Here is a 25,056-nt window from a genome sequence, read left to right on the forward strand (position 1 = left end):
CTCCAAAAAGCAAATTCCCATAGCATAAACAACACCAACTCTGACACACCGAGCAGGTAGCGGCTCAGTCCAACAAGCGATTATGCAACACAAACAGCGTGTCGCATAAATACTAAAATGTTATACACTGGAGTCTTATGTCTAGAAAGCCGATACCTAAAGATATCGAAACTTTAGTTTTAACGAGTACTAAACGTAGATGTCCTCTTTGTTGCTTTATTGACCATGATACAAGAGAAAAAAGTGGTCAAATAGCGCATATAAATAAAAGTCGCGATGACCATCGTCCAGACAACCTAGTTTGGCTATGCTTTGAACACCACTCAAAGTTTGACAGTACTACAAGTCAGCACAAAAATTACACTTCGAATGAGGTGAAAAGTTATAGAGATCGGTTAGTCTCTATCTATGAAAAAGGCTCTAACCCAGGTGTGGCGAATTTCGTACTTGATGACTTTCTTCATCATCAATCATTGTTGTTTGATGGTATATGCTCTTGTGCTTCTATAAGTAATAATGGATTCAAACAGCTAGATGAGTTCTATATTAGAATCAACTTTAAACTATGTGATAAAAAATATGGTGGAACTTTGCTTACATTACTTGATGATAACGATGCAGTCTTATTACGACTTAAATACTTCGATGAAAGTCATAATGAACACCCAAATGAGTTAGTGCTTTATTCTTACCATGATGAGAGTTATGTCAGACTCTGTGGCATAGGAGTAATTGATGGCTGGAATCATCTACTGGTGTCGGCTTCAAAGAAGGGGATATCAATTAGAAATGGGCTGTCATCAACATTTGCCTATAATTTTGCTTCATTAGACCACTTCACTAGGATTGAAATTTGCAACGTTTCTGCAAAAAAACAAAAGTGGGACCCATTAGCTTGTTTTGTTTCTGTTTTTTCTCTAGTTAATAAAAAAGAAAATAAACCTTTGTATAATTTTAACTTTGAGTTTGGTGAAACTGAATTTTTATCACAAAGAGGGAGTGAGGATCTTGAGTTCATAAACTTTACCAAAGCAGGCTGGGAAAGTGCATAACAAGTCCTTTAAACGGGTGAAGATCAACAAAAAAGTTGGTTATGTTTCGTGCCTCGACAAGTTTAACCAACAATTTTTGTCCGCTTAAGACGGCGTTACCACTGTCTGCAATTGGCACTTTGCAGACAATCGATAATACAAAACGCTTATGTTAATTGAGGCGCTCATATTCAACTTAACTTATAGTCGAAATTAGTGTGTTGATTTAACGAGCTTAATTCGGTTTAATATCAGCTTAATTAATATGCTGAGTAATGCAGGGATGGCCTAGGGCAGCGGATTTCATTAACTTGGGCCTGGTTAGGGCATTAAAATCTTCCCTTTATAAACTAAAGCCCATTGTATGAATAGTTCCCACGCAGACACACTAACAGGGAGTGTTTCAGTTAATATGTGCCAAGGATAGCTCATTGAAAAAATTAAGATTTATACTCGTTCTACTTACCGCAGTTTTCCTTATAGGTATGATCATACCAGATGACATTGTTATTCCTGTTGAGGGTGCAACACCCAATGATTGGAACCATAATACTTTTTGGTATGAGCCATGGGGAAGCTCTGTGGTCCATAAAGGGATTGATATATTTGGTAAAAAAGGGACTACCACACTTTCTTCTAGCAAAGGCTTAGTCATTTATACGGGCACAATACGTAAAGGCGGGAATGTAGTGGCAGTATTAGGGCCTAAATGGCGTATTCACTATTACGCGCATATGGACAGTTACTCTGTTACAACGGGTACTGTTGTTAAGGCTGGCTCAGTTATTGGTGTTTTGGGAAATTCAGGTAATGCCCAGGGAAAACAACCGCATATTCATTATTCAATCTTATCAATAATTCCAATTCCTTGGTTAGCTACAACACAGACTCAGGGTTGGAAAAGAATGTTTTTTTTAAATCCTCACGAAATGTTTATATAAGCTGTATTGAAAAAATGTATTTAAGATAAATACCAATATGAACCTTATTCACAAGTAAGATGCGGTCAAACTATTCATATTAGCGATTAATATCAAGGAGAGTATATGCCTCATTTTATAATGGACTGTTCTGAAAGTGTTTTTGGGGAACATGATGAGGAATACATTATTGAACAAATTCATTTTGTAGCTCACGCTACAGGTTTATTTGACGAAGGTGATATAAAAGTTAGAGTAAATCCATTTAATACTTTCTTTGGGGAATAAGCGTGAAGACTTTATCCATGTGTTTGCCCATATAATGCAAGGAAGAACAACAGAGCAAAAAGCGAACCTCTCACGAGTAATTGTTAGTAAGCTTGTTACTTTATTTCCTGAAATTTCTAACATTGCAATGAATATTAGTGATTTTGAAAAAGCGACATATTGCAATCGCACGATGCTTTAGCCAGCTATTATCTGTTATTTAATACAGTTTTGGATGTTTATAAGACGTATGAGTAATTCTCAATTACAAAAAATAATATCTCTTTATACTGCTTTTGTTTTTATACCTACGTTATTGCTTTATTTGATTTATAGTATATTTGGTTGGGTTGTATTTTCAGTTACATTAAATCCTTTATTGGGCTATTTTTTGCTGGGTGGTGCATATGGTTTATGGTCACTACATTCATTAATAAAAACGATGAAAAAATTAACGGTATTAAAGCATCCTATTATTGTGATAGTTGGATTGTTATTAGGTTGTAGTTTTTGTCCTGTCGTTTTAACTACGACTGAATTTAGTACGATGAAACCGCAAGAATTTATTTTTATATATATTATTATTGCACCCTTTATAGCGACCTTTCATTTATTTTATTTATATAAAAAACAGTTGACTAGCGCCTCTTGAGGATACTTTAACGAAACTATTTCTCAGTGGGCTTTATTAAACAAGGAGAACACAGGTATGGAACCAAATTACTCAGAATATTCAATTTCAGAGCTAGAAGAGTCATTACGTGCTATCGATCAAGAAGCGTATCCTGAAAGAACAAATGAACTAAAGAACTAAAGAAAGAGTTAAATAATCGCCTTGAAAATCCAACAACGAGTCATGAAGTAGAGGATGGTTTTGAGGCGAATGAACAATTTTATAAATGTCCTCATTGTGAAGAAAAAATTGGATTTTTTCTAAAGCGCTACAAAGTTGGAGCAAGATAAGAGAGTGCCCACAATGCAAAAAACCATTTGCAGTAACCTTTAATGTAAAAGTGTTTTTCGTTGCGCTTTTACCTATGGTTATTTTTAATTATTTTATGATAAAACCTGTTTTAGGATCACTGGGATTAAGTAAATCCATTGGTTTGGGTATAGTTTGTGGTGTGTTAATTATTATATCAACCCGCTTGATCAGAGTTCGTGAATCCATCCGGTAACTTTAAAATTAATCACAATGAACTACCCGTCCACGTAACATTTGTTGTTATTTCATTAAACCTATAACTCCTTCATTAACTAAATGGGTCTGCGCTTCATCTGTATGGGGCTTAAAATTCTTCCAGCGGCCTATGGCCTTGTTGTTAAGCGGTTGGCGCACTTGCATTTTGCTAGCGGTTGATACCGGTGCGGTGTTTAAATGAAAATCAAGGCACTGTGGTTGCCAGTCTAAATCGCAATAGCTCACTAACTCTTTTATTTTTTGCTCTGGTGCGGCGATGAGTTCTTCGTATTTTACTAGTTTAATATTGCTGTGCAGGGCGCTAAAGTGCTGCATCAGTTTATAAAAACGGCTGTAAAATTTAGCGGTGTCGAGTAAGTCTAACGAGTACGCGTAGTAGGGGTTGTTAATGGTAAATAGCTGGCGATAGTTACCAATACAGGTGTCCATGGGGTCGCGAAGTAGGCAAATTATTTTCGCGTTTGGCAGTGCTTTGGTAATTAAATCAATATAAAAAAAGTTAAACGGTAGTTTATCAATAAAGTGTTTATGACTGCCGGTTACAACACGGGTTGCTTCAAGGTAAGTGCTGCCAAGTTTTGTAAAATCAAGCTGGTAAGCTTGGCTTAAGGTGTCTTTATCGAGTACTTGAGGCGTGTGCGTTTGGCTAAGTTTTTTTACACTTAGGCCAAAGTCTTGCAGCTCGCCCGCCGATTGTACGTCGCTGTGGCTTGATAAAATGCGCTCAATTAATGTGGTGCCTGAGCGCGGCATACCTAACACAAAAATTGGCTCACTGCTTTGGTTGCCAGCTGTTTGTTGGTTTTTGTATTTATCACTGAGCTGGTTTATATGTGCAAATAAAGCCTCAGACGCTTGATTATCAAACGCCTTATTAGCGAGTTTAGCTGCTTTACCTTGTTGTAATGCATTAAAGGCCGCTGAAAACTCTCCTAAGTCTTGATATTCTTTTGCCAGCGCATGACCTATATGTAGTTTAGCGTCGGGGTGATTGACCTGTGTAAATACGTTTTTTAATCGCGCTATGTGGTTGTTATGTTCGGTGACTTTAGTTAAATCGGCTAAGGCAAAATGACTTTGATGATGAAGCGGGTTCAGTGAAATGGCATTTTCAAACGCTTGCTGTGCTTTATCAAACTGGCCTAAAAATTTAGCACACACCCCATAGTTATAATAAAACTGCGGCTGACGAGTATTACTCGCCTCAGCTAAACTTAATGCGCATATAAAGTAATCAGCTGCTTGTTGATGTAAACCTGCTTGGGTGAGCGCCACGCCTAATGTATCGGCATCCAGTGCTTTGCTAATGTGTTCCAGCTTAACGCTGAGGGCGGTGTTTTTTGCTTTTTGTAAGTCGCCGGTAAGGGCGTAACACTTGGCAAGTTGTGCAGTATATTCAATAGACTGGGTAAAGCTTAATGCTTTTTCAATCAGCTTTATCGCTTTATAAATTTGGCCAACCTGTAAATTAACCATAGCGAGTAAAAAGTAGCCATCAGCAAAGTCAGGCTGCTGTGTCACTAGCTCAACCAATGCTTTATGCGCTTGCTGAATATTGCCTTGGTTTAGATTATTTATAGCGCTTTGGTGTAGTTGCTTTAAGTTTGGCTGCATGAATGCTCTTATAAATAATGTGCTTACAAATAAAAAGGCTCAAATTAATTTGAGCCTCTTGATTGTACTTAAACTTATCGTTTAATTACATTTCAAACTTATAGTTAAATTTAATACCAACAGTAAGCGGGCGATTAATATAGTAACCATAATTACGTTGTATGTCTGCGCCATTGGCTGTTGTTATATCAGCATCTGAACGACGAACAGAAGTAACCGCATATTTATTAAATAGGTTATCTACATATAAAGTAGTCGACCATGCATCGGCGGTTAATTTAGCTGAAATATTACTTAAGCTATAACCTGGGAGTGCTTCACCGTTGTCACGTAGGCCTACTTTTGAAATTACATCGCTTTGTGCGGTTAAACCATAGTTAATATCAAGGGTTTTGTCGTTAAACACTTCTGTTTGGTAGTTAATCCCCATAGAGAACTGATGCTCTGGCGAGCCTGGTAAACGGTCGCCATCTACCGCGCCATCACTTCCGTCAGCATTAAATAAATATGGTGCATCTGAAGTTAGCTCTGCTTTTGTATAGGCATAAGTTGCATAGGCAGTAAACGAGTCTGATAAGATTGCACGCGTGGCAATTTCAATCCCTTTCGCATTCGCGCTACCAGCATTTGATAAATACGGTAATTGGCCTACTGTTGTTGCACCGGCAATTTGTGCGTTATCCCAATCAACATTGAATAGCGCGGCGTTAAAGTGTAGTTGGCTTCTAAACCATGTACTTTTAAAGCCTAGCTCATAGTTAGTTGTAGTATCTGCTTCATACAGCATTTCATCAGGTGTACCGCAGCCTGTTTGTTGATCCTCAGGTAAGGGCACAGGACAAGGGACTAGGCCATTTGAGCCGCCAATTCTAAAGCCTTCGCTAACAGTGGCGTATCCCATTACAGTATCAGTAAACTGATACTTAGCATTAAATTTAAATAGATTACCGTTGTCACCTGCTTTGTTTTCTTCAAAGTTAACTGAAATTGCATCAGGTGCAGCACCTTCATACAAGGTATTTGCTAATGGGAAGTCAAAAGCCGCTTTTGATTCTACGTCGTATTCGTAAAAGCGCGCGCCAATGGTAATGTCGAATTTATCGGTTACTTGGTAACCCACTTCACCAAAAAGTGCAGACTCAGTGACTTTGCTGCCAGTAATTTCTAAATACTCTAAAGAGTCTGGTCTTAGCTGTGCGCCACCAAAATTATCAACTGCGAACTGATCAAAGCCTGGCGTAAACTCTCTGCTTGATGCATCAGTGTCGGTTTTGTTGTAAAAACCACCAACAATCCAGCTTAGGTCGCTATCGCTTTGTGAGACCAAACGTAGCTCTTGAGTGAAGGTATCGACTTCGTCTAATTCACGGGTAAATGCTGAAAACGAAGGAAACTCCTCGTAGCCATAGTCTAAACGAATTAAAAGGTCAGTTTGGTCGCGTTGACCATCGGCTTCAAAGTGTGAAATACCGGTAGCTGATACCAGCTCAGCAAAACCTAAGTCGGCTTTAAGTTCAAGGCTGAGTAATTGATCTTCTTTTTCCCGTGGCTCTTCAAAACGGTACGCTGACTCGTATTTGCCGATGCGATCATTTAAACCATTATTTTCGTTTAGGCTATTGTGATGAACAATTGAGCGACCTTCGGTGTCTTGCTTTTGATAGAAGTAGTTTAATGTGCCTTCAAATGACTCATTTGCTTTGTAACGTAATGAAATACGCCCAGTTGTGGTGGTTTCACCGTTGGCGTCTTTTACATCTTTAAGATTGCTATTAACCGCATCAAGGTTTGTCCAATCAGGGTCGGTGATCGACACACCTGGTTCACGAACGGTGTAGGCGTAGTCAATAAACCCTGGGTCTTCATAAATATTTAAGCTGGTACGAACAGCAAGTTTGTCTTCAATTAATGGTAAATTGAAGATAAAACCAGTTTCGCCACCGACCGAATCACTTTCTTGAGTTTGAAAAACATCACCAAATACTTCACCTGATATAAAATCAAGCTCTGGCTCTTTAAGCATGTAGCGAATAGCGCCACCTAATGTACCAGCCCCGTATAGTGTGCCTTGTGGCCCAATAAGTACTTCTACTCGTTCTACATCAACAAGGCGCATATCTACCGATACTGGAATTTCGTTAATGTAAGTGGCTACCGTGCCGCCATCTGATGAAGGGCCTGAAGAATTTGTATTTAATCCACGAACTATAATAGGTGAGCCAGAGCGACCACCTTGATCAGTAATTGTTAAACCTGGCACCCAACGCGCTACATCGGCTAATTCGCTGATATTTTGGTCTTTCATTACATCGGCATCAAGCGCAGTAATGTTAAGAGGCGCAGCCTGAATAGAGCCACTTCGGCGTGTTGCTGTAACCTCAATAACTTCAAGCGATTTATTTTTTTCAATAATTTGCTCTTGTGCTGTTGCATTACCGCTAAATAATACACCGCTCAGTGCGCTTGATACAGCCAAGGTTAACAGGCTTGGTTTAAACATAAAAATTGATCCCAGTTAGATTTAGTACGTTAATAAATGAGCGCTAATAATATCAGGGAGTTTTGTTGATGGAAATAAAAATATGAATTTTAATTCACTTTTTTAGAATAAAAATTAAGATTTGGATTTTTACTTAAATTTAAAGTTTAAATATAACAAGGTGTTTGTATAAATAATGCACACACCGCAAGTGGTATATATTGTTTTAAGTGCAACAATGAATGGTGTGAAAGGAGAGATAAAACGTAGGCTTAGTTATACTAAGAGGGAGTTGTAAAATAGGAGATGAGAAGTTGCGCCATGATAGTTCATGACGCAATTAAATTATTAAACTCTAAGCAGCAGGCTGCTTTTTACCATTAGACATGGAGCTGCCTACCGAGGCAATAATCACCAGTAAAATAGCCAGCCACTGCCAAATGCTTAGCAGTTCACCTAAAATAACTAAGCCAGCGAGTGCTGCAATTGCAGGTTCTAGGCTCATTACAATACTAAAACCTTGTGGCGACATATTACGTAAAGTAATCATTTCAAGAGTATAAGGCAGGGCGCTTGAAAGTACGGCGATAGCAATGCCTAATGGAATAATATCCCAAGTAAATGCGGCACTTTGTGAAATGCCACCATAAGGCACCAGCACGATGGCTGATATTGTCATGCCCATCGCAACCGTTGCGCCACCAGAGCTCTGGCTGCCTGTTTTTTTACCAAATAAAATATAGCCAGCCCAACATGCACCCGCCGAAAGTGCGAGCACTACACCGACTGGATCAAGGCTGTCTTGACCTTTCATATCAGGTAAAAGTAATAAAATACCGGCCACTGCACAGGCAACCCAAAATAAGTCACGTTTTCTGCGAGAAGAAAACAACGCGACAGCTAATGGGCCGGTAAATTCAAGTGCAACCCCAATACCCAATGGGATACGTTCTATCGCGTAATAAAATAGAATATTCATGCCGCCTAGACTTAAGCCATAAATTAATATGGGTAAGCGTTGGCTTGCAACAGGGAAGTGTTTCCATGGTTTAAAAATCAAACACAAAATAGCGGCCGAAAACCCTAAACGTAAGGCGGTTGTGCCCTCAGGCCCAACAATAGGAAAAAGCTGTTTAGCCAGTGACGCGCCTGACTGAATCGTCATCATTGCTAGCAATATGCATAAAATAGCCAGTAATAGCTCTTTGGTTGATTTTTGCATGGATGTCCTTAAAGATTGCGATGAATTTTGGCGGCATGTTACCTGCTTTTGATCTTAGAGGTAAGTCAAATTTTGTGATCTTTTTAAGCTTAATTCAAAATAGCAGTGTTTAGTAAAGGGTGCTCAAAGGCCAAGCGATAAAATACGCTTATCGCTTAGTCGGTAGTTTTTGTTTATTAAGTCGTTAAATCTGCAGGGTAAACAACACCAAGTTGTGCGCGTGCGGTATCAAGTACTTGTATTACATCGACAGAAAGCTGATGAGTATTAACGCTAGACTCCCCCTGATTTTGCTCAATGGTATTAATAAAATGGTTGAGTTCGTACTTCATAAAGTGCTCGTCAAATTCCGTGCTAATAAGCTCTTTTTGGCCATTGTTAGCAATAAACTCTATTTTTTTAAGCTGCGACACGGCTTCAATTCTAATACGGCCTAATTCTCCCTGAATTTCTGTGATATTTTCGCCTTGTGAAATTTTCGAATAGCTGATCACCGCTTGTTTGTTGGGGTAATTTAAAAGCACATCGCCAGCACCATCAACACCACTTTCAAGTAATACGCCACTGGCATGCACAGAGCGTGGTGCCCCCCATAATGCAATAACAATATAAAGTGGATAAATGCCCAAGTCTAGCAAGGCACCATTAGCAAATTCAGGTAAAAAGGTATTAGGGCGCTCACCATTTTTATACTTATCGTAACGTGATGAATATTGACTAAATTGACCAATAAACTTGCGCGGTGTGCCGATTTTTTTCAGGGCAGCTTGTAAGTGCGCAAAATTAGGTAAATGGGTGGTCATCATCGCTTCCATGTAAAGGCGCTGATGCTGCTTTGCCGTAGTTAAAATAGCCGCAAGTTGCTTGCTATTAGCCGCTGAGGGCTTTTCGCCTAATACGTGTTTGCCCGCTTTTAAACACTGTAGTGCATACGCGCTGTGCAGGCTATTGGGCGCGGCAATATAAACTGCGTCTACTTGTTCATCTTGGCACACAGCATCAATAGAGGTAAAAATTTTAGCGTCGGTATTTGTTGGATGATTAGCTAAAAAGCGCTCGCCGCTACTAATTTGGCGAGAGCAAATACCGTATAAATTAAAATTGCTGAGTGTATTAGCCGCTGCTAATAACGTGTCGCTAATAAAATTAGTACCTACAATTACAAAATTCATGTTTAGCCTTTGCTGTTTTTAAACAAGGGCGCAGTTTAACAATGTTTGGCTCTAAATGCGCGGGCAGAGCAATTAAACCAACGTTTAATGCTAGTACATAACGTGGCTTGCTCCTGATAACCTAAAAGCTCTGAAATTTGCGTGACCGACAATTGGTTTTGTAATAAATAGTGCTCACATAAGGCTCGCCGGGTGGCGTCTTTGAGCTTTACAAAACTGGTATCGTGCTTTTTAAGTTCTCGGTGCAAAGTGCGAGGGTGAATATTAAGCGCAGCGGCAATAGTATTATTAGCGCTTTGAAATATCGGTAGCATAATACGAATAAGTGCGCTTACCTGAGCAGGCAAAGATTGGCTATGAGCATTATTTTCGGCTAAAAAGCTAAGTGCAGCTTGGGTTTTGTGCTGCTTAGTAACGTTAAGTGTTAAATCTAAGTCTTGTTTGGCAATTAATACGCCGGCGCTATTTCTGTGAGTAATAACCTTACACCCAAAATGCTGATGGTAGGTCTGCTTATTTGCGCCTAGGGTATGAGGTAAAAATACACTTTGTGGCTTACAGCGACCATTACTCATATTTTTTAAGGTAGCAATGGCCAATGCAATGGTGAGCTCTATTACTTGGTTTATTGCTGGTAATGGCCTGAGATTTATAGCGAATGATAAAAACACGTGTTTATTATCATCAAGTGGATGAGTGGTTAAATTAAGCGCTGGCGTATGCAAGTGTAAATATTTTATCACCCAATCTAGCGCCTCGGCTAAATTAGTGCCTGTTTGAGCGGCTATTGCAATATGGCCCAAAATATCAAAGCTTTGCAGACTTGCTAGTTTTAACCCAAAATTTGGACAATTTAGTGTTTTCGCGCAATGCTCTAATAGCTGTGCATACGCGCGGTAAGTAAGGGTCTCTTGCTCTAGTTTATTAAAGTCCACACTAATGGCGCACTGCTGCATTATGGCTGAGAAATCCCCCCCAAGTTCTGCAATTAAATGGTCTATTCCTTGTAATGAGGTGGCTCTAATCAAACGGCTCATAAAATATACTTTTGCGTGAGGGTGTCTAAAAATAACAAGTTTTTATTCGATGTTCCATGCAAACTAGTTTTTTAATTGGAGAATAAGTATGCATATCACTACATTTGATTACATTGTTGTTGGCGCAGGCAGTGCAGGCTGCGTTATCGCATCGCGATTATCTGAAAATAAAAATGTGAGTGTGTGCTTAATTGAAGCGGGCGGCAGTGATAAAGGTGCAATGGTTCAAATGCCTGCAGGGGTCGCTGCAAGCGTGCCTTATGGCATTAATAGCTGGCATTACAATACGGTACCTCAAAAAGAACTTAATAACCGCTGCGGATTTATGCCTCGTGGCAAAGTGCTTGGCGGTTCAAGTTCCATTAATGCCATGGTTTATATTCGAGGTAATAAGCACGATTATAATAGTTGGGCTGCACTGGGCAATGAGGGCTGGGACTATGAGAGTTTATTGCCTTATTTTATTAAAGCTGAAAATAATAAAACCTTTACTGAAAGTGATGTACACGGGGTTTATGGTCCTTTGCATGTGCAGGATTTAAGCCTGCCAAGCCCAGTAAATCAGCTGTTTTTAAACGCCTGCGAACAACAAGGTGTTCCGCACAATGGCGATATAAACGCAGGGCTGCAAGTGGGAGCCAGGTTATCGCAAGTGACTCAATATCAAGGGGAGCGTTGTAGCGCGGCAAAAGCGTATATAACCCCCCATTTAAATCGAAAAAACCTAACTGTGCTTAGCAAAGTACACGTTAATAAAGTGCTTTTTTGCGATAAAACCGCAACCGGAGTCTCTGTTTCTATAAACAATAAGGCCGTTGTATTGCATGCAAAAAAAGAGGTGGTTTTAAGCGCTGGCGCAATTAACTCACCGCAAATTTTAATGCTATCGGGGGTTGGCCCTAAAGAGCAACTAAAGCAGCATAATATTGAAATAGTAAACGAGCTTTCTGGTGTTGGAGAGAACCTTCATGACCACTTAACCGTTGTGCCATTGTATAAAGCTAAATACAGTAAAGGCACATTTGGTATAAGTCCGAGTGGTGCGCTTAATATTGCAAAAGGATGCGTTGATTGGTTTGCCAAACGTGAAGGGCAGCTTACTAGTAACTTTGCAGAATCACATGCTTTTATAAAGCTATTTTCCAATTCAAAAGTACCCGACGTACAGCTTGAATTTGTAATTGGGCTGGTGGATGACCATAGCCGTAAACTACACCTAGGGCATGGCTACAGTATTCATTGTAGTATTATGCAACCTAAAAGCCGTGGCACGATTCGATTAGCCGATGCCAACCCCTTGAGTGCTCCACTTATTGACCCTAATTACTTAAACCATCCCGATGATCTAAACGTGATGTTGGCTGGGCTTAAAAAAACACTGCAGATCATGCAAAGTGAAGCATTTGATGTAATTAGAGGCGATATGGTTTACCCGTTAGATGTTAACAATAATGAGCAGCTTATTGAGTATATTAGGCAAACGGCCGAGACTGAATACCACCCTGTAGGCACTTGTAAAATGGGGCAAGATCCCATGGCGGTAGTGAATAGCCAACTACAAGTACATGGCGTGAAAAATTTGCGAGTGGTTGATGCCTCAATTATGCCGCATATAATTACCGGCAACACCAATGCCTGTGTGATAGCCATTGCCGAAAAAGCAGCTGACTTAATTAAGCTAGCTTGACTTATAAAACGCTGTTAACCATTGCTGCCAGTCTTGCTCTAGTTTGATCATTTGCAGGTGTTTTTTAGCAGCAAAATGCTTGCTTTTATCCTCGTCAGCTAAAAACGGCCCTACACGACATAGCGAGCAATAATTATCGGATAAGTAAGCAGGCAAAGTTAACAAGCTAGCTAGTTCAGGTAAGGGTTTTTCACTAAATACATAGGTAATGCCGCTGGTGTCTTTAACGTGTTTATCACGGTCAACATTGCGAATTTTATAACCATTAAAGTGACTAATATCAAATGGCATTTGCCCCTGATATTGTGCGTTTAAATGGGTATTTAAACTGCCTTCAATATTCCATTCTCGATAAGGTTTAACATCTTTTGAAGTGATGAAACATAGCCCTGCACCTTGTGTATTTAAAGCAAACTCATTGGCGTATTTTATAAATTGATGCAGTAATGCGCGGTTAAGTACGTTCATGCTGGTATGGCGAGTATTGTGTTCAAATGCATCGCGACCAACAAACGCAGGAATAAGCGGAAATTGAAAAATAACCACATCAAAACTATGTAAATGCTGGCCGAGCGTTTGCCAACATTGTGGGTTGGTTACATCAAAGCTATTAAGTACTTCTACCTTTTGCGACTTTAAAGCATTGAGCGCATTATCTGGGTATTTTTGCTCAATAGTTGATTGGTCGTCGTAAGTGGATGCCACTAACTTTTTTGGCTTAATATGACGATAAAGCGCATTTGAAAACGATAAATCGCCATCACCTACCGTAAGTATGTTCCAGTCTGGATTTAAATACATATCAGCGTGAAGATGTGTTTGGTTTTTCGGGCTCATCATTTTGCTGAGGTGCTTGATGCAACCTGTACATAGCTAAACGTGTTTTTAAACCTTCAATAGCAACCTGTTTTAAAATTAGGTTAAAGGTAATCAAAATAGCAAAAACAATGTGGATAGGACCATGGGTAAATCCTGCATCAGGATCAAATATAGATAAGCCAAACAATACAAACAACACAACCATTAGTATTTCAATGAGTTGATTTGAATAAAAAGAAAGACGACCTTCGCTTTTATGATCTTTTTTTATGCTAATGGCACAAAAAAAAGGGATCACTTTTATTTTAAAAGCGGCGTTTTTTTCTACAAAATTCTCACCAAGGTCAGTAAGCTGTTGGCGCAATTGGTCTATCATGGGGTGTCCTCTCAATACAGTGCGCGGATGTTACCCTATTAGAGACCAATGGTTAAGTAATGGCGTGTTATTTAGGGTAAATACTCATACCAATAATTAAGATATGACACACAAACACCACAGATGTGAGCACAAAGCGCATTTTTTGGTAATCTTTGTGGTAACCCTGCCAATGAATCGACGCTTTTTCGAAAAGCAGTACCAACCAAAAACTCGCGCCTAACCACGCAAGCATCCACTCAATCGGCAAAAATGATAAAAACGGAATAGGAATGACCGGAAGCACAGCTTTAATGGCATCGGCAAAACTTTGTTGCCCTGCATGCCATAAATTACCCGCCATAAAAGCTAAAATAGCGATGCTGTAAAAACTAAAAAACTCTAAATTGACACTGTTACTGCCAAACATCAATGGCCAACCCACACAGCCTAAAAACGGCAGCAAGCCCAAATAGCCTAGTTGAATGTGATTAACAAATTTTTCCATGGGTAAGCGCCTTAATCGAGTAGGTAATTCAACACTGATAGTGTAACAAGGATAGATAGAGTTATCTCAAAAAATTTATATAATGCTTAAACGACTATGTTATTTATGACGATCACTTATTTTAATTAAAATAGTGGTTTTTTAAGCGCTAAGTTGGTGATTTTTTTATATTATTACCTATACTCATTATTAGTATCAGTAAATGGATGATTAGTATGGCTAATAATGTCACTCGACGTAAATTTTTAAGTACATTAGCGGTCGGTGCTGCGACCTCTGCTGTCGCATTTAAAGCGCCGTATGTGTTTGCAAAAAAACCGGTTACGCTCAGAGTCATGGGCACGCATGTAACTTTACAAGAAGAGCTTAGGGTCCGTGCCATGCAAGAGCTCGGTATTAATATTGAATTTACCCCTATGGGGAGTGCGGCCGTTTTACAAAAAGCAGCCGCCGATCCCTCTTCATTTGATTTATATGAACAATGGTCTGACTCAATTAATATATTGTGGCAAGCCAATGCTATTCAACCAATTGAAGTAGAAAGACTAAAATATTGGCAGGAAATAAATCCACTAACCAAAACCGGCAAGTTAGTTCCGACAGCAAAACTAGGCGCAGGCGATGCGCCCAATAAAATTTTATATGTTCAACAAGATGGCTCACTTGGAAGCCAGGCCACTGATCAAATAAGTTTTATGCCTTATGTTCACAATGTAGATTCATTTGGCTATAACACTAATTTTATACCTAAGGGCGTGGCTTACGAGACTGAATCGTGGGGCTGGTTACTTGAAGAGAGTAACAAAGGCTTTGTTGGTTTGGTAAATGCCCCCACCATAGGCATTTTTGATGCCGCATTGGCAGCCCAGGCTCAAGGGCTGATGACATTTAATAATATTGCCAATATGAGTGTTGCAGAAATAGACAAACTGTTTGCAATTTTAATTAATAAAAAGCAAGCAGGGCATTTTTCTGGGTTTTGGACATCGGTGCCACAATCTGTTGAGTTTATGCTTAAAAAGCGCGTGCATATTCAAAGCATATTTTCACCGGGGGTGACTGCATGTAGAGCCCAAGGTTTACCCGTTGTTAATGCATCTCCTAAAGAAGGGTATCGAGCATGGCATGGGGTAATGTGTCTCTCTGCTAATACGGTAGGGCACGTAAAAGACGCCGCTTATGAATATATGAACTGGTGGTTATCGGGCTGGCCTGGTGCATTTATTTCAAAGCAAGGTTATTACATTTCTAATCCAGAACGTAGCAAAGAAATAATTACCACCCCCGAATGGGATTATTGGTACGATGGCAAAGAAGCGACTCAACCACTAGCGGGTACCGATGGCAAAAATATAATTATGCCAGGGCAAATTCGCGATGGCGGCAGCTATGAAAAGCGCTTTTCTAATATTGCGGTGTGGAATACAGTGATGGATAACTACGATTACAGTTTAGATAAATGGTTTGAACTACTAAACGCATAAGGGAATTGAATGCTAAAACAGTTAATTGGTTCTTTATCTATTAAAGTATTATCTTCGTTGGCTATTTTTATTTTAATACAAATAATAGTTTACGTTGTTATTAATGAGCGAACCGACAAAATAGAGCAAGCCAGTAAAAATGTATTGAACATTAATGGGCTGTCAGTTGTTGTATTTGAAATTAACAAAGATATTTTACAGATTCAGCGAGATATTTCTGTTTATGGTGTGTCGGGTAGCGACGTTATTTTTGATAAAATAAAAAGCACTCATCAAAGTATTCAAGCGCGGTTAATTGAAGCACAACAGCGAATCCAGCAACCCGAGATTAAAAATTCATTAAACGCCATGCAATCATTGGTTTTAAATTATGGCAAAAGTATCGATAGTCTTAAAAAACGATATGATGAAAAGTCTAAAATTATTGAGCAACAGCTACCAAATACCTACGAATTAGCATTGACTACCTTAGCAAGCAGGGATGGAGAAACGGCCAGGCTGGACAAGGACTTATTATTGTTTCAGCTAAAGGATCATTGGCATCATCTGTACCGCAATTCAATCCTGTTTTTAACTCAACGTGATTACGCCAAACGTAGCCAAGTAAAACAGCGGCTAAAATTAATTAAACAATTAACCAACAGTGGCGCTACAAACAAAATGATTGGCCAAAACAAGGTCGAGCAACTAAATAGTTTAACAACTAAATTCGAGTCTTTATTTGCTCAGGCCATTCAAGCCAATAGAAATTATTTAACCTTAAGCAATATTGTTATTGCCGGTGATTCGGTTGAATTTTCAGCACTTGCCAAAAAATTGCAAGAAGATGCATTGTTGTTGCTTAGTGATATTTCGCAAACCAGTCAAGAGAGCATTAATGCCGCGCAAACTGTTATTCAAGTGTCGTTATTTTTGTCTGTTACCTTGTTTATTCTTTTTGCTTTATTTTTTCACTTTCATATTATTAAAGCGATTAACAGACTCACCGTTAGTTTTAGATCATTTTTAAATGGTGATTTTTCAGCAAACATAGCTGATATTAACCGTGAAGATGAAATAGGATTTTTAGCCCAAGCAGCAAATAAATTTAGAGTGCTAAACGAGCGCCTAGTTGAAGCAAAAAAAGCGGCAGAGGAAACATCCCGAATCAAATCTGAATTTTTAGCTAATATGAGCCATGAAATACGCACTCCCATGAACGGTATTTTAGGCATGGTACAGCTAGTGAGTAATACCGAACTCGATGCTAAACAAAAGCGCATGATTGAGGTTATTAGCTCTTCAGGTAACAGTTTATTGGTTATTCTTAATGACATTCTCGATTTAAGTAAGCTCGATGCCGATAAAATGCTACTAGAAAACAGAGAGTTTAAATTAAGTGCTTTATTGTATGAGCTGGAACAAATTTTTAAATCGCAAGCCGACCATAAAAATATAGAGTTTAAAATAGTAAAAGAAAAAGTAGATTCTGTTGATTTGGTACAAGGCGACGAAACCCGTTTAAAACAAGTGCTAATGAACTTATTGGGGAATGCATTTAAGTTTACAGAGCTTGGAACAGTAACCTTGTCTGTTGATCTAAAAGAGAAAAATAACAATGAGGTGGTGTTACTATTTAGCGTTATCGATAGTGGTATAGGTATTTCACAACACAGTATAAAAACGTTATTTGATGCTTTTACCCAAGCAGACACTTCAACAACACGTCGTTTTGGTGGTACAGGACTTGGATTAACTATTTCTAGTAAAATATTAAACTTAATGGGCAGTAATTTACAAGTAGAAAGTGAATTGGATAAGGGTTCGAGATTTTATTTTCAGCTAAGGCTTAATATTCCCATTGCAAATACAAACGTTAAACAACAAGCACAATTACCCGATGTAACTATTAAAAATAAAGATGTGCAGGTATTAATTGCCGAAGATAATCCGGTAAATCAAATCGTGCTAGAAAGCTTTTTAAAAGCAATGGGTATTAAACATATAACCGTGGCAGATAATGGTGAAATAGCGCTTGAGCTATGTACTAAACAACAATTTGATTTAATTATGATGGATATTCAAATGCCGGTAATGGGCGGGCTTTTGGCAACTAAATATATTAGGGAACTAGCCAATTACCACGATGTGCCGATTATTGCCGTTACTGCAAACATCACTGAAAAAGACGAGCCTGAGTACGTGACAGCGGGTATAACTAACACTATAAACAAGCCTATAGAATTCAATAGTTTAAAAGTTATAATTGACCAGTATAAGTATAGCGAGTAAGAATAAATATCCTATGTGCTTTTATATTTTTTGGTGGTATTGGTTAGCAATACACTCAAAAATTAAAAGCGCCTTTAGGCGCTTTTAACTTTAATTAGCAATACATATTCTCAGTGGTTTATTCATTATTACCCACAAAATGCTAACTACTGGGTTGTATCTCTAAGTAGCTGTTAATGGTTGATTCGAGTTTTTTGTAGCTAGTTTGAATGAGCTCTAATTTATTCTTCATACTGCCCATGGCATTTTCACTGGCCATTACTTCTAATTCATCAAATAATTTATGCAAGTTAGCCGCACCTACATCACCCGATGAGCCTTTCAAGCCATGACTTAGTTTTGATATTTGCGATAAATTATTGTTATTTATTGCATCCTCAAGTTCTTCTAGCTTCATTGGTGTACTTTGAAGGTATAATTCGCATACTTTTATAAGCAGCTCTTCATTATTTAATAACCGAGATAGCGCGTTATCTTTATCCCAATCAGGTAAACTTTGACTATCTGAAGTATCAGGGATTGGTTTATTAAATTCGTTAAGCTGATTATTTTCCAATGGAGCCTCTTTTATAAAAGTTGAAGACAACCACTTTGTAGCTGTTGCAACTAATACCTCTGCAGAGATTGGTTTAGTGATGTAATCACTCATTCCTGCATCTAGGCATTTTTGTCTTTCACCCATCATTGCATTAGCAGTCATAGCGACTATGGGAATATCAATATTTTGAGGCGCTGCTTCACCAGCTCTTATTTGTTTTGCTGCATCATAACCATTCAATATAGGCATTTGGCAGTCCATAAATACACAGTGGTATTGATGATTATTGGCCACCGAGTTAACAAGTTTTTCTACTGCTTGTTGGCCATTTGACGCGGTATCTATCTCTAAAGATAAACATGACAATATACCCGCGGCTACTTCTATATTTATATCGTTATCATCAACGATAAGAACATGTGCCCCTTTAAAGTCAGAGTTATCAGTTTTAACTGAGTCTGATTCACGGCGTTTGTTAATATTAATATTGCTGCTACCAGCACTTATTTTATCTTCAAGGCTGCGTTCATCGGCTACTGTTTTTAAAAACTCTGAAATAAGTATTGGTTTAGAAAGTAAGCTGGCTTGCACGTGTCTTGTTTTAATTTGCGGATAACCGCGATTTGCTAATAAAATAACTTTAAGTGCATGATGATTAGCAATAGATGGCCACATTTCATCTAAACGTTTTAACAATATGTCGTCTTGTTCAATAAGTATAAAGTCAGGTAAAGGTACGTTTTTTATATCATCTGAAACAAGAGATTGTTGTAATTGTTCAGGTGAAAAACTGTTTCCAGAAAAAGCAGCTATTAAATTATTTATGCTGTCGGTTAACTCGTTATTTTTAGTCACAATAGCAAAGCTTTTGTTTTTTAATCGTGGGGTAAAACTATAATGAGTTGTATCATCATTGCTCAGTGTTAGTTTTATGTGAAAACTACTACCTAGTGACTTTTCTGACTCAAAGCTAATTTCTCCGCCTAGAAGGCTACAAAGCTGTCTGCATATAGAAAGCCCTAGCCCTGTTCCACCAAATTTAGATGCCACGCTTTTGTCTTCTTGGGAAAAGGCGGTAAATAATTTGCTCTGGTTTTCTTGTGCAATGCCCACACCGCTATCGGTAACTTTTACATGAACAGTCACAGTATCATTGCTTGTTTGCTCGCAATAAGCGGTGACCTTTATAAACCCGGTTTCAGTAAATTTAATCGCATTATTTACTAAGTTAGTTAGGATTTGTGAAAAACGATGGGGGTCAGTTTTAATCGTTTTACATTTTAAATTAACAACATCTAAAACAAATTCGAGGCCTTTTTCCTGAGCTTTAACAGCCATACTGCCACAAACGCTTTCGATTAATTTTATTAAATTAAACTCTTTAAAGTTCAACTCAAGTTTACCTGCTTCTATTTTAGATAAATCCAAAATATCATTTATTAATACAGATAAAGCACTCACACTTACTTCTGTCATTTCTAAATAGTTTTTTTGTGTTTCACTTAATGGCTCTTTTTTTATTAAGTTTAAAGTACCCACTATGCCATTAAGTGGAGTACGCATTTCATGGCTTATATTAGAAATAAACGCGCTTTTTACTTCACTGGCTTGTTTGAGCTCTTTAGTGCGAATGGCTACTTTATTTTCAAGCTCATGATTTACTTTTATTATTTCATTCTCAATGGTGCGCTCTTTGGTTACATCTCTGGCTATTATTGCAATACCAATAAACATTCCAAATTGATCGATAATGGCTGATAAAGAGAGTGAAAAGTAGCGTTTAGTAGAGCCGTTACTGATACTAGCGTCTTGCTTAAATTGACGAGTACCATCAGTGAATTTTTCAATTATCTCGTTAAAATTTAGCTGATCTATTATTTTTAAATCATTAATTGGTTTTCCAATTGCTTCTAACTCTCCAAGCTTAAACATCAGAGTTGCGGCATTATTCCAACTAGAGACAATACCGTTATTGGTAATGCCAATTACCGCATCAGATGAGCCGGTTATAATTGCCTCAGATTGTGCGCGCGCATTTGCAAGCTCTTGGCTTTTGCGAAGACTACGATTGAAAAATGCGAGAATGATAGTTAATACAATAACCAAAATAAGCAAAAAGGCGTAGAGCTTTGTTCTGCGTTCCATTTCAATATTTTTAATATGCTCAACAGGCGCTAAAACGTGGCTAGATAAAAAGTTTTGTTTTTCACCCAGCGCTAAAGTGATTTGTTTTCTTGCAGTGTAATAACTTGTTTGCGCAATGCTTTTTGGTTTTATAAGCGACAATGAGCTATTAGCAACAGGGTTGAAAGTGTAATTATTATTGATGCTAATATCACTACCTAGGTCTTTACCAAAGGTGAAATCTTTATTTGGGTGTGATAAAAAATAGCCGTTACTGTCAGTTAAAGCGAGTTGAAATGGTGTATTAATACTGTTTTTTAAAAGAGTTAATAAGTTGTTAGCATTCACGTTAACTATGATAAAGCCAAATCTATTTTGATTTTCATCAAAAATTGGCATAGACAGCCTCAACATCGGGCGATAAGGAAACTCTATTTTACCGTACTCTCTATTCAACGAAATTTCAGACAGATACATTTCGCCATCAGAGAGGTTACTACTGGCCGTAAAGTACTCTTGCGCTCCTTTATTTTGGAGCCTATTTAAATCTATAACCTCTACAGCGCCCTGAACGCGATCAACCCTTACCAGTTCTTGTCCTTTTTTGTTGGTACTGATGATTCTTAGCTGCTCGTAATCTGGGTTATTTTTTAAAAACGCTGCAAATATAATTTCAAGCCTTGTTTTCCATTGAGCATAGGTGGTGTTCTCTAGTGGGTCTACACCTTTGTTATTTGATGCCCTGGCTAAGCCTTTGATTGGAGGGGTTGCGTGTAAAAAACGAATATCTCGACGGTAGTTTTCAATAACCTCTTGTGTTTGTGAATTAATAGATTGGTTTTTGTCTATTATTTCTAGTTCTACAGAGCCAAGTACTGAGCGCGATAAACTTGCTTCATTAATAATAATGGCTAAAACAATTAAGGTAATTATGGCGGATAAAGAAATAGGGAATAAAAGGGTGTAATTACTTACCTGACGAATTATCCTTTTTTTAAGATTTATTGGCATCCATTACTCCAATTAAAAACTAGCCATTATTTAATTATAATTAAACCTAGAGAACTATAGGTAATTTATCAAGTTTGAGCTTAATAATAAAAAAAAATAAGAAAAAAGTTTTTACTATTAAAAAGGAGTTTTGGTTTTATTGGTTTATGTTTACTTCAGGTGATTATAGACATCTTGTAGCTAACACAATTAATTTAATATTGTTAGTACTTATTTTAGGTAATTAATGGACGTTTAGGTTAACTCAGCTAAACTTTAGTCGCGTTTGTTTAATTTTTTTATGGGACTTTATTGTGTTAACCACTGTAGATCAAAGCTTTGCGCATCGAGTGCTTATTGTTGATGATGAACCTTCTAGTTTAATGATTCTAGAGGGGGCTTTATCAGATATCGCAGAAGTTATATGCAGCGATACTGGTTTTGGTGCAATTGAAAAAGCACAGCAGTTTTTACCTGAAATTATTTTATTAGATATTGAATTACCAGATATTAGCGGGTTAGAAGTGTGTAAACGCTTAAAAAACAATCCCGAAACCAGTGGTGTAACGGTAATATTTATTACCTCTCATAATGAAAGTAAGTTTGAGCATTTGTCTTTGGAGCTGGGTGGGATTGACTACATACAAAAACCAGTCGATCTTAAGGTCTGCCGTTTGCGCGTTGGCAACCATTTAAAACTAAAAACACAAGAGCAACAATTAAAGCATTCTCAGCGGTTACTTGCTATTGAATCAGAAAGATTGCGGGTTACGCTCAACTCGATTGGCGACGCTGTTATAGCAACTGACAAAGACGAAAAAATAACGTTTATGAACCCGATTGCAGAAATGATGACCGGCTGGGTGATGCATGAAGCTGTTGGTAATTATATTTCAGAGGTTATGCAACTACGGGATGCAACCACAAAGCACAAAAGCCTTAATCCAATTTCTATTGCTTTAAAGGAGCAGCGAAGAGTAGCTATGGCGCTTAATTGCCAATTAACGAGCTTAAATGGCAGAATTCATCGGGTTGAGGATTCTGCCTCTCCTATTAGGGATGAAAAAGGTAATATTATTGGCGCGATTATAGTTTTTCATGATGTGAGCGAGTCAATTGCGATGGCTGTTAAGATGAGCCATTTAGCAAACCATGACCAATTAACCGATTTACCCAACCGAATTTTATTACATGATCGCGTTGCGCATGCCTGTCAGGTATCTGTGCGTAATGGTTTTTTTGTGGCATTAATGCTAATTGATATTGATCATTTTAAATATTTAAATGATACCGAGGGACACCATGTTGGCGACCAAATCATAAAACTGGTTGCTAAACGCCTTGAATCTATTGTTGATTTAAATACGACCTTAGCCCGAGTTGGCGGGGATGAATTTGTATTATTGCTCCCCGATATTAAATCAACGTGTCATGTTGATGCTGTTGCATCTGATATTTTGTATGCAATGCATCAACCTTTTCGTGTCGATGGAAGAGAGTTTAATTTAACTATAAGCGTGGGAATTAGTATTAATCCAACTGATTCTGATTCTGCCGAATTAATGATGTCGCATGCTGATGCAGCAATGTATAAAGCCAAAGAGCACGGTAGAGATAGATTTTGTTATTTTTCAGATGACTTAGAACATGAGTTTCATCAACGTCAAAATATAGATAAGCTTTTGAGAAATGCACTTGAAAAAGACACGTTGGAAGTTCACTTTCAGCCCAAGCTTTGCCTAAAAAATAAATTAATTATAGGCGCTGAGGCGTTAGTAAGGTTAAGAGATGAGGAGGGCGGTTTTATATCGCCGTTACACTTTATTCCACTAGCCGAAGAGACAGGCTTAATAAATAAGTTGGGTCATAGCGTTTTAAAACGAAGCTGCAGAGCTGCTAAACGCTGGCTAGATAAAGGTCATCCAATTAAAGTTGCTGTTAATGTGGCGGCTAAACAATTTACAGATCCTAAATTTATAGAAAGCGTAGCGCAAATACTTGAGGATACTGAGCTTCCTAGTGGTTACCTTGAGTTAGAAGTGACAGAAAGCGCTTTAATGAGTGATTTTGATGAAACAAGTAGAATATTAAACGGGCTTTCAAACCTTGGTTTGAGCATAGCGATAGATGACTTTGGAACGGGCTATTCGAGTCTATCGTATTTAAAACTATTCCCTGTTGATGTATTAAAGATTGACCAGTCATTTGTTAAAGATATGGTTGATGATAAGCAAAGCCTAGATATAGTGAAAGCAATTACCCATTTAGCACACTCACTTAATTTAAAGATTGTTGGTGAAGGCATTGAAACTCAAGCACAGCTCGATACACTTATTTCGCTTGAGTGTGAAGAAGGGCAAGGATTTTTGTTTAGCAAAGCTTTACCTGAAAACGAATTTGAAAATCTCATTTTCTGATGGTGTAACTAGTATTTTTAAGTTTAAGATAGCTCACATTCAATTATTGTAACTTCTTACCTCCATCAATCTTAAAAATCGATTGTTTTAATCTAAACAATCAATTTTATTTAATTTCTCAATGGCCTTATTGTATTAATCAAGCCAACGCACAAGGCGTTAACTTTTTTAAATACACTAAACATAAATGAGGAATACTATGAGCACTTCATTGATTAACACAAAATTACAACCTTTCAATGCAACAGCTTACCACAATGGTGACTTTGTAGAACTCACTGAAAAAGACGTATTAGGTAAGTGGTCTATCTTTTTCTTTTACCCTGCAGATTTTACATTTGTATGCCCAACTGAATTAGGTGACCTTGCAGATCATTACGCACAGTTACAAGAAATGGGCGTAGAGGTTTACTCGGTATCAACAGATACACACTTTACGCACAAAGCTTGGCATGACACGTCAGACACAATCGGTAAAATCACTTACCCAATGATTGGCGACCCAACAGGACGCATTACACGTAACTTTGGTGTAATGATTGAAGATGATGGTTTAGCACTTCGCGGTACATTTGTAATGAACCCAGAGGGCGAAATCAAAGTTGTTGAAACGCATGATTTAGGTATTGGTCGTAGTGCTAAAGAACTTGTTCGTAAAGTACAAGCTGCACAATACATTGCCACTCATGACGGTGAAGTATGTCCTGCATCTTGGCAGCCAGGTGAAGACACATTAGCACCTTCACTAGACCTAGTTGGTAAGATTTAAACTTTACCTTCACTAAATTTAGAGTAGAACATGACTCTAATACCAGTGAGCCTACTTGGCTCTCTGGGCACTCTCCCACGCCATCATTCTTTTCTAAAATTCGCACATGCACTGATGGCATGGGGGTTCTGCTGTTTTATTTTTCCGTAAG

General features: G+C 38.1%; 18 protein-coding genes. 9 read left to right on the top strand and 9 right to left on the bottom strand.

Annotation, left to right across the window (positions count from 1 at the left end):
• Positions 1–137: 137 nt before the first annotated feature.
• The 4 genes from BW139_RS16275 (at position 138) to BW139_RS16290 (ending at position 2,870) form a co-directional block, all read left to right on the top strand.
• Complete coding sequence (locus BW139_RS16275) at positions 138–1,052, top strand: hypothetical protein (protein ID WP_076920346.1); 915 nt, start codon at positions 138–140, stop codon at positions 1,050–1,052.
• A gap of 464 nt (positions 1,053–1,516) precedes the next feature.
• On the top strand, positions 1,517–1,972 hold the full coding sequence (locus tag BW139_RS16280; RefSeq protein ID WP_076920372.1) for a M23 family metallopeptidase: 456 nt from the start codon (positions 1,517–1,519) through the stop codon (positions 1,970–1,972).
• A gap of 105 nt (positions 1,973–2,077) precedes the next feature.
• Positions 2,078–2,239, top strand: coding sequence for a hypothetical protein (locus BW139_RS18620; RefSeq protein WP_235575554.1), 162 nt, complete (start codon positions 2,078–2,080; stop codon positions 2,237–2,239).
• A gap of 229 nt (positions 2,240–2,468) precedes the next feature.
• A complete protein-coding gene (locus BW139_RS16290) occupies positions 2,469–2,870 on the top strand; it encodes a hypothetical protein (RefSeq protein WP_076920347.1) in 402 nt (133 codons plus the stop codon).
• Positions 2,871–3,443: 573 nt separating this feature from the next.
• Here the strand turns inward: BW139_RS16290 and BW139_RS16295 are convergent.
• The 5 genes from BW139_RS16295 to BW139_RS16315 all read right to left on the bottom strand — a co-directional run bounded on the left by BW139_RS16295 (position 3,444) and on the right by BW139_RS16315 (position 10,943).
• Entirely contained in the window at positions 3,444–5,033 is a 1,590-nt protein-coding gene (locus tag BW139_RS16295; RefSeq protein ID WP_076920348.1) for a sulfotransferase, read from the bottom strand.
• An 85-nt stretch (positions 5,034–5,118) separates the two neighbouring features.
• The gene (locus BW139_RS16300) at positions 5,119–7,533 is read right to left on the bottom strand and encodes a TonB-dependent receptor (protein ID WP_076920349.1); all 2,415 of its coding nucleotides are present in this window, start codon (positions 7,531–7,533) and stop codon (positions 5,119–5,121) included.
• A 334-nt stretch (positions 7,534–7,867) separates the two neighbouring features.
• Complete coding sequence (locus tag BW139_RS16305) at positions 7,868–8,734, bottom strand: DMT family transporter (protein WP_076920350.1); 867 nt, start codon at positions 8,732–8,734, stop codon at positions 7,868–7,870.
• A gap of 176 nt (positions 8,735–8,910) precedes the next feature.
• Positions 8,911–9,906, bottom strand: a complete 996-nt coding sequence (locus BW139_RS16310; protein WP_076920351.1) for a Gfo/Idh/MocA family protein — start codon at positions 9,904–9,906, stop codon at positions 8,911–8,913.
• Between the two features lie 35 nt (positions 9,907–9,941).
• On the bottom strand, positions 9,942–10,943 hold the full coding sequence (locus tag BW139_RS16315) for an AraC family transcriptional regulator (RefSeq protein ID WP_076920352.1): 1,002 nt from the start codon (positions 10,941–10,943) through the stop codon (positions 9,942–9,944).
• 88 nt (positions 10,944–11,031) lie between these two features.
• Between BW139_RS16315 and BW139_RS16320 the strand changes: the two genes are divergently transcribed.
• Positions 11,032–12,630, top strand: a complete 1,599-nt coding sequence (locus BW139_RS16320) for a GMC family oxidoreductase (protein ID WP_076920353.1) — start codon at positions 11,032–11,034, stop codon at positions 12,628–12,630.
• On the opposite strand, the gene BW139_RS16325 is transcribed toward BW139_RS16320, so the two are convergent.
• The 3 genes from BW139_RS16325 to BW139_RS16335 form a co-directional block, all read right to left on the bottom strand.
• Complete coding sequence (locus BW139_RS16325) at positions 12,622–13,431, bottom strand: class I SAM-dependent methyltransferase (RefSeq protein ID WP_076920354.1); 810 nt, start codon at positions 13,429–13,431, stop codon at positions 12,622–12,624. The two genes, BW139_RS16320 and BW139_RS16325, sit on opposite strands and share 9 nt — an antisense overlap.
• Position 13,432: 1 nt before the next feature.
• Positions 13,433–13,825, bottom strand: a complete 393-nt coding sequence (locus BW139_RS16330; RefSeq protein ID WP_010389232.1) for a hypothetical protein — start codon at positions 13,823–13,825, stop codon at positions 13,433–13,435.
• 67 nt (positions 13,826–13,892) lie between these two features.
• Entirely contained in the window at positions 13,893–14,312 is a 420-nt protein-coding gene (locus BW139_RS16335; protein ID WP_008115664.1) for a DUF3429 domain-containing protein, read from the bottom strand.
• Between the two features lie 215 nt (positions 14,313–14,527).
• Between BW139_RS16335 and BW139_RS16340 the strand changes: the two genes are divergently transcribed.
• Together BW139_RS16340 and BW139_RS16345 are read left to right on the top strand one after the other, a co-directional pair.
• The gene (locus BW139_RS16340) at positions 14,528–15,796 is read left to right on the top strand and encodes a PotD/PotF family extracellular solute-binding protein (RefSeq protein WP_076920355.1); all 1,269 of its coding nucleotides are present in this window, start codon (positions 14,528–14,530) and stop codon (positions 15,794–15,796) included.
• Positions 15,797–15,805: 9 nt separating this feature from the next.
• A complete protein-coding gene (locus BW139_RS16345; protein WP_076920356.1) occupies positions 15,806–18,067 on the top strand; it encodes an ATP-binding protein in 2,262 nt (753 codons plus the stop codon).
• Between the two features lie 142 nt (positions 18,068–18,209).
• Here BW139_RS16345 and BW139_RS16350 read toward each other — a convergent pair whose 3' ends face one another.
• Positions 18,210–21,740: an ATP-binding protein gene (locus tag BW139_RS16350; protein ID WP_076920357.1), complete on the bottom strand. Its 3,531-nt coding sequence runs from the start codon at positions 21,738–21,740 to the stop codon at positions 18,210–18,212.
• Between the two features lie 293 nt (positions 21,741–22,033).
• Here BW139_RS16350 and BW139_RS16355 point away from each other — a divergent pair, with 293 nt between their 5' ends.
• Positions 22,034–24,136 (top strand): EAL domain-containing protein, encoded by a 2,103-nt coding sequence (locus tag BW139_RS16355; RefSeq protein WP_076920358.1) that lies wholly within the window; start codon positions 22,034–22,036, stop codon positions 24,134–24,136.
• A gap of 199 nt (positions 24,137–24,335) precedes the next feature.
• Entirely contained in the window at positions 24,336–24,905 is a 570-nt protein-coding gene (ahpC, locus tag BW139_RS16360; protein WP_008115650.1) for an alkyl hydroperoxide reductase subunit C, read from the top strand.
• Positions 24,906–25,056: the final 151 nt, after the last annotated feature.

Origin of the sequence: Pseudoalteromonas sp. SK18 (assembly GCF_001974855.1) — a bacterium.
In the GTDB taxonomy this organism is placed as follows: Bacteria; Pseudomonadota; Gammaproteobacteria; order Enterobacterales; family Alteromonadaceae; genus Pseudoalteromonas.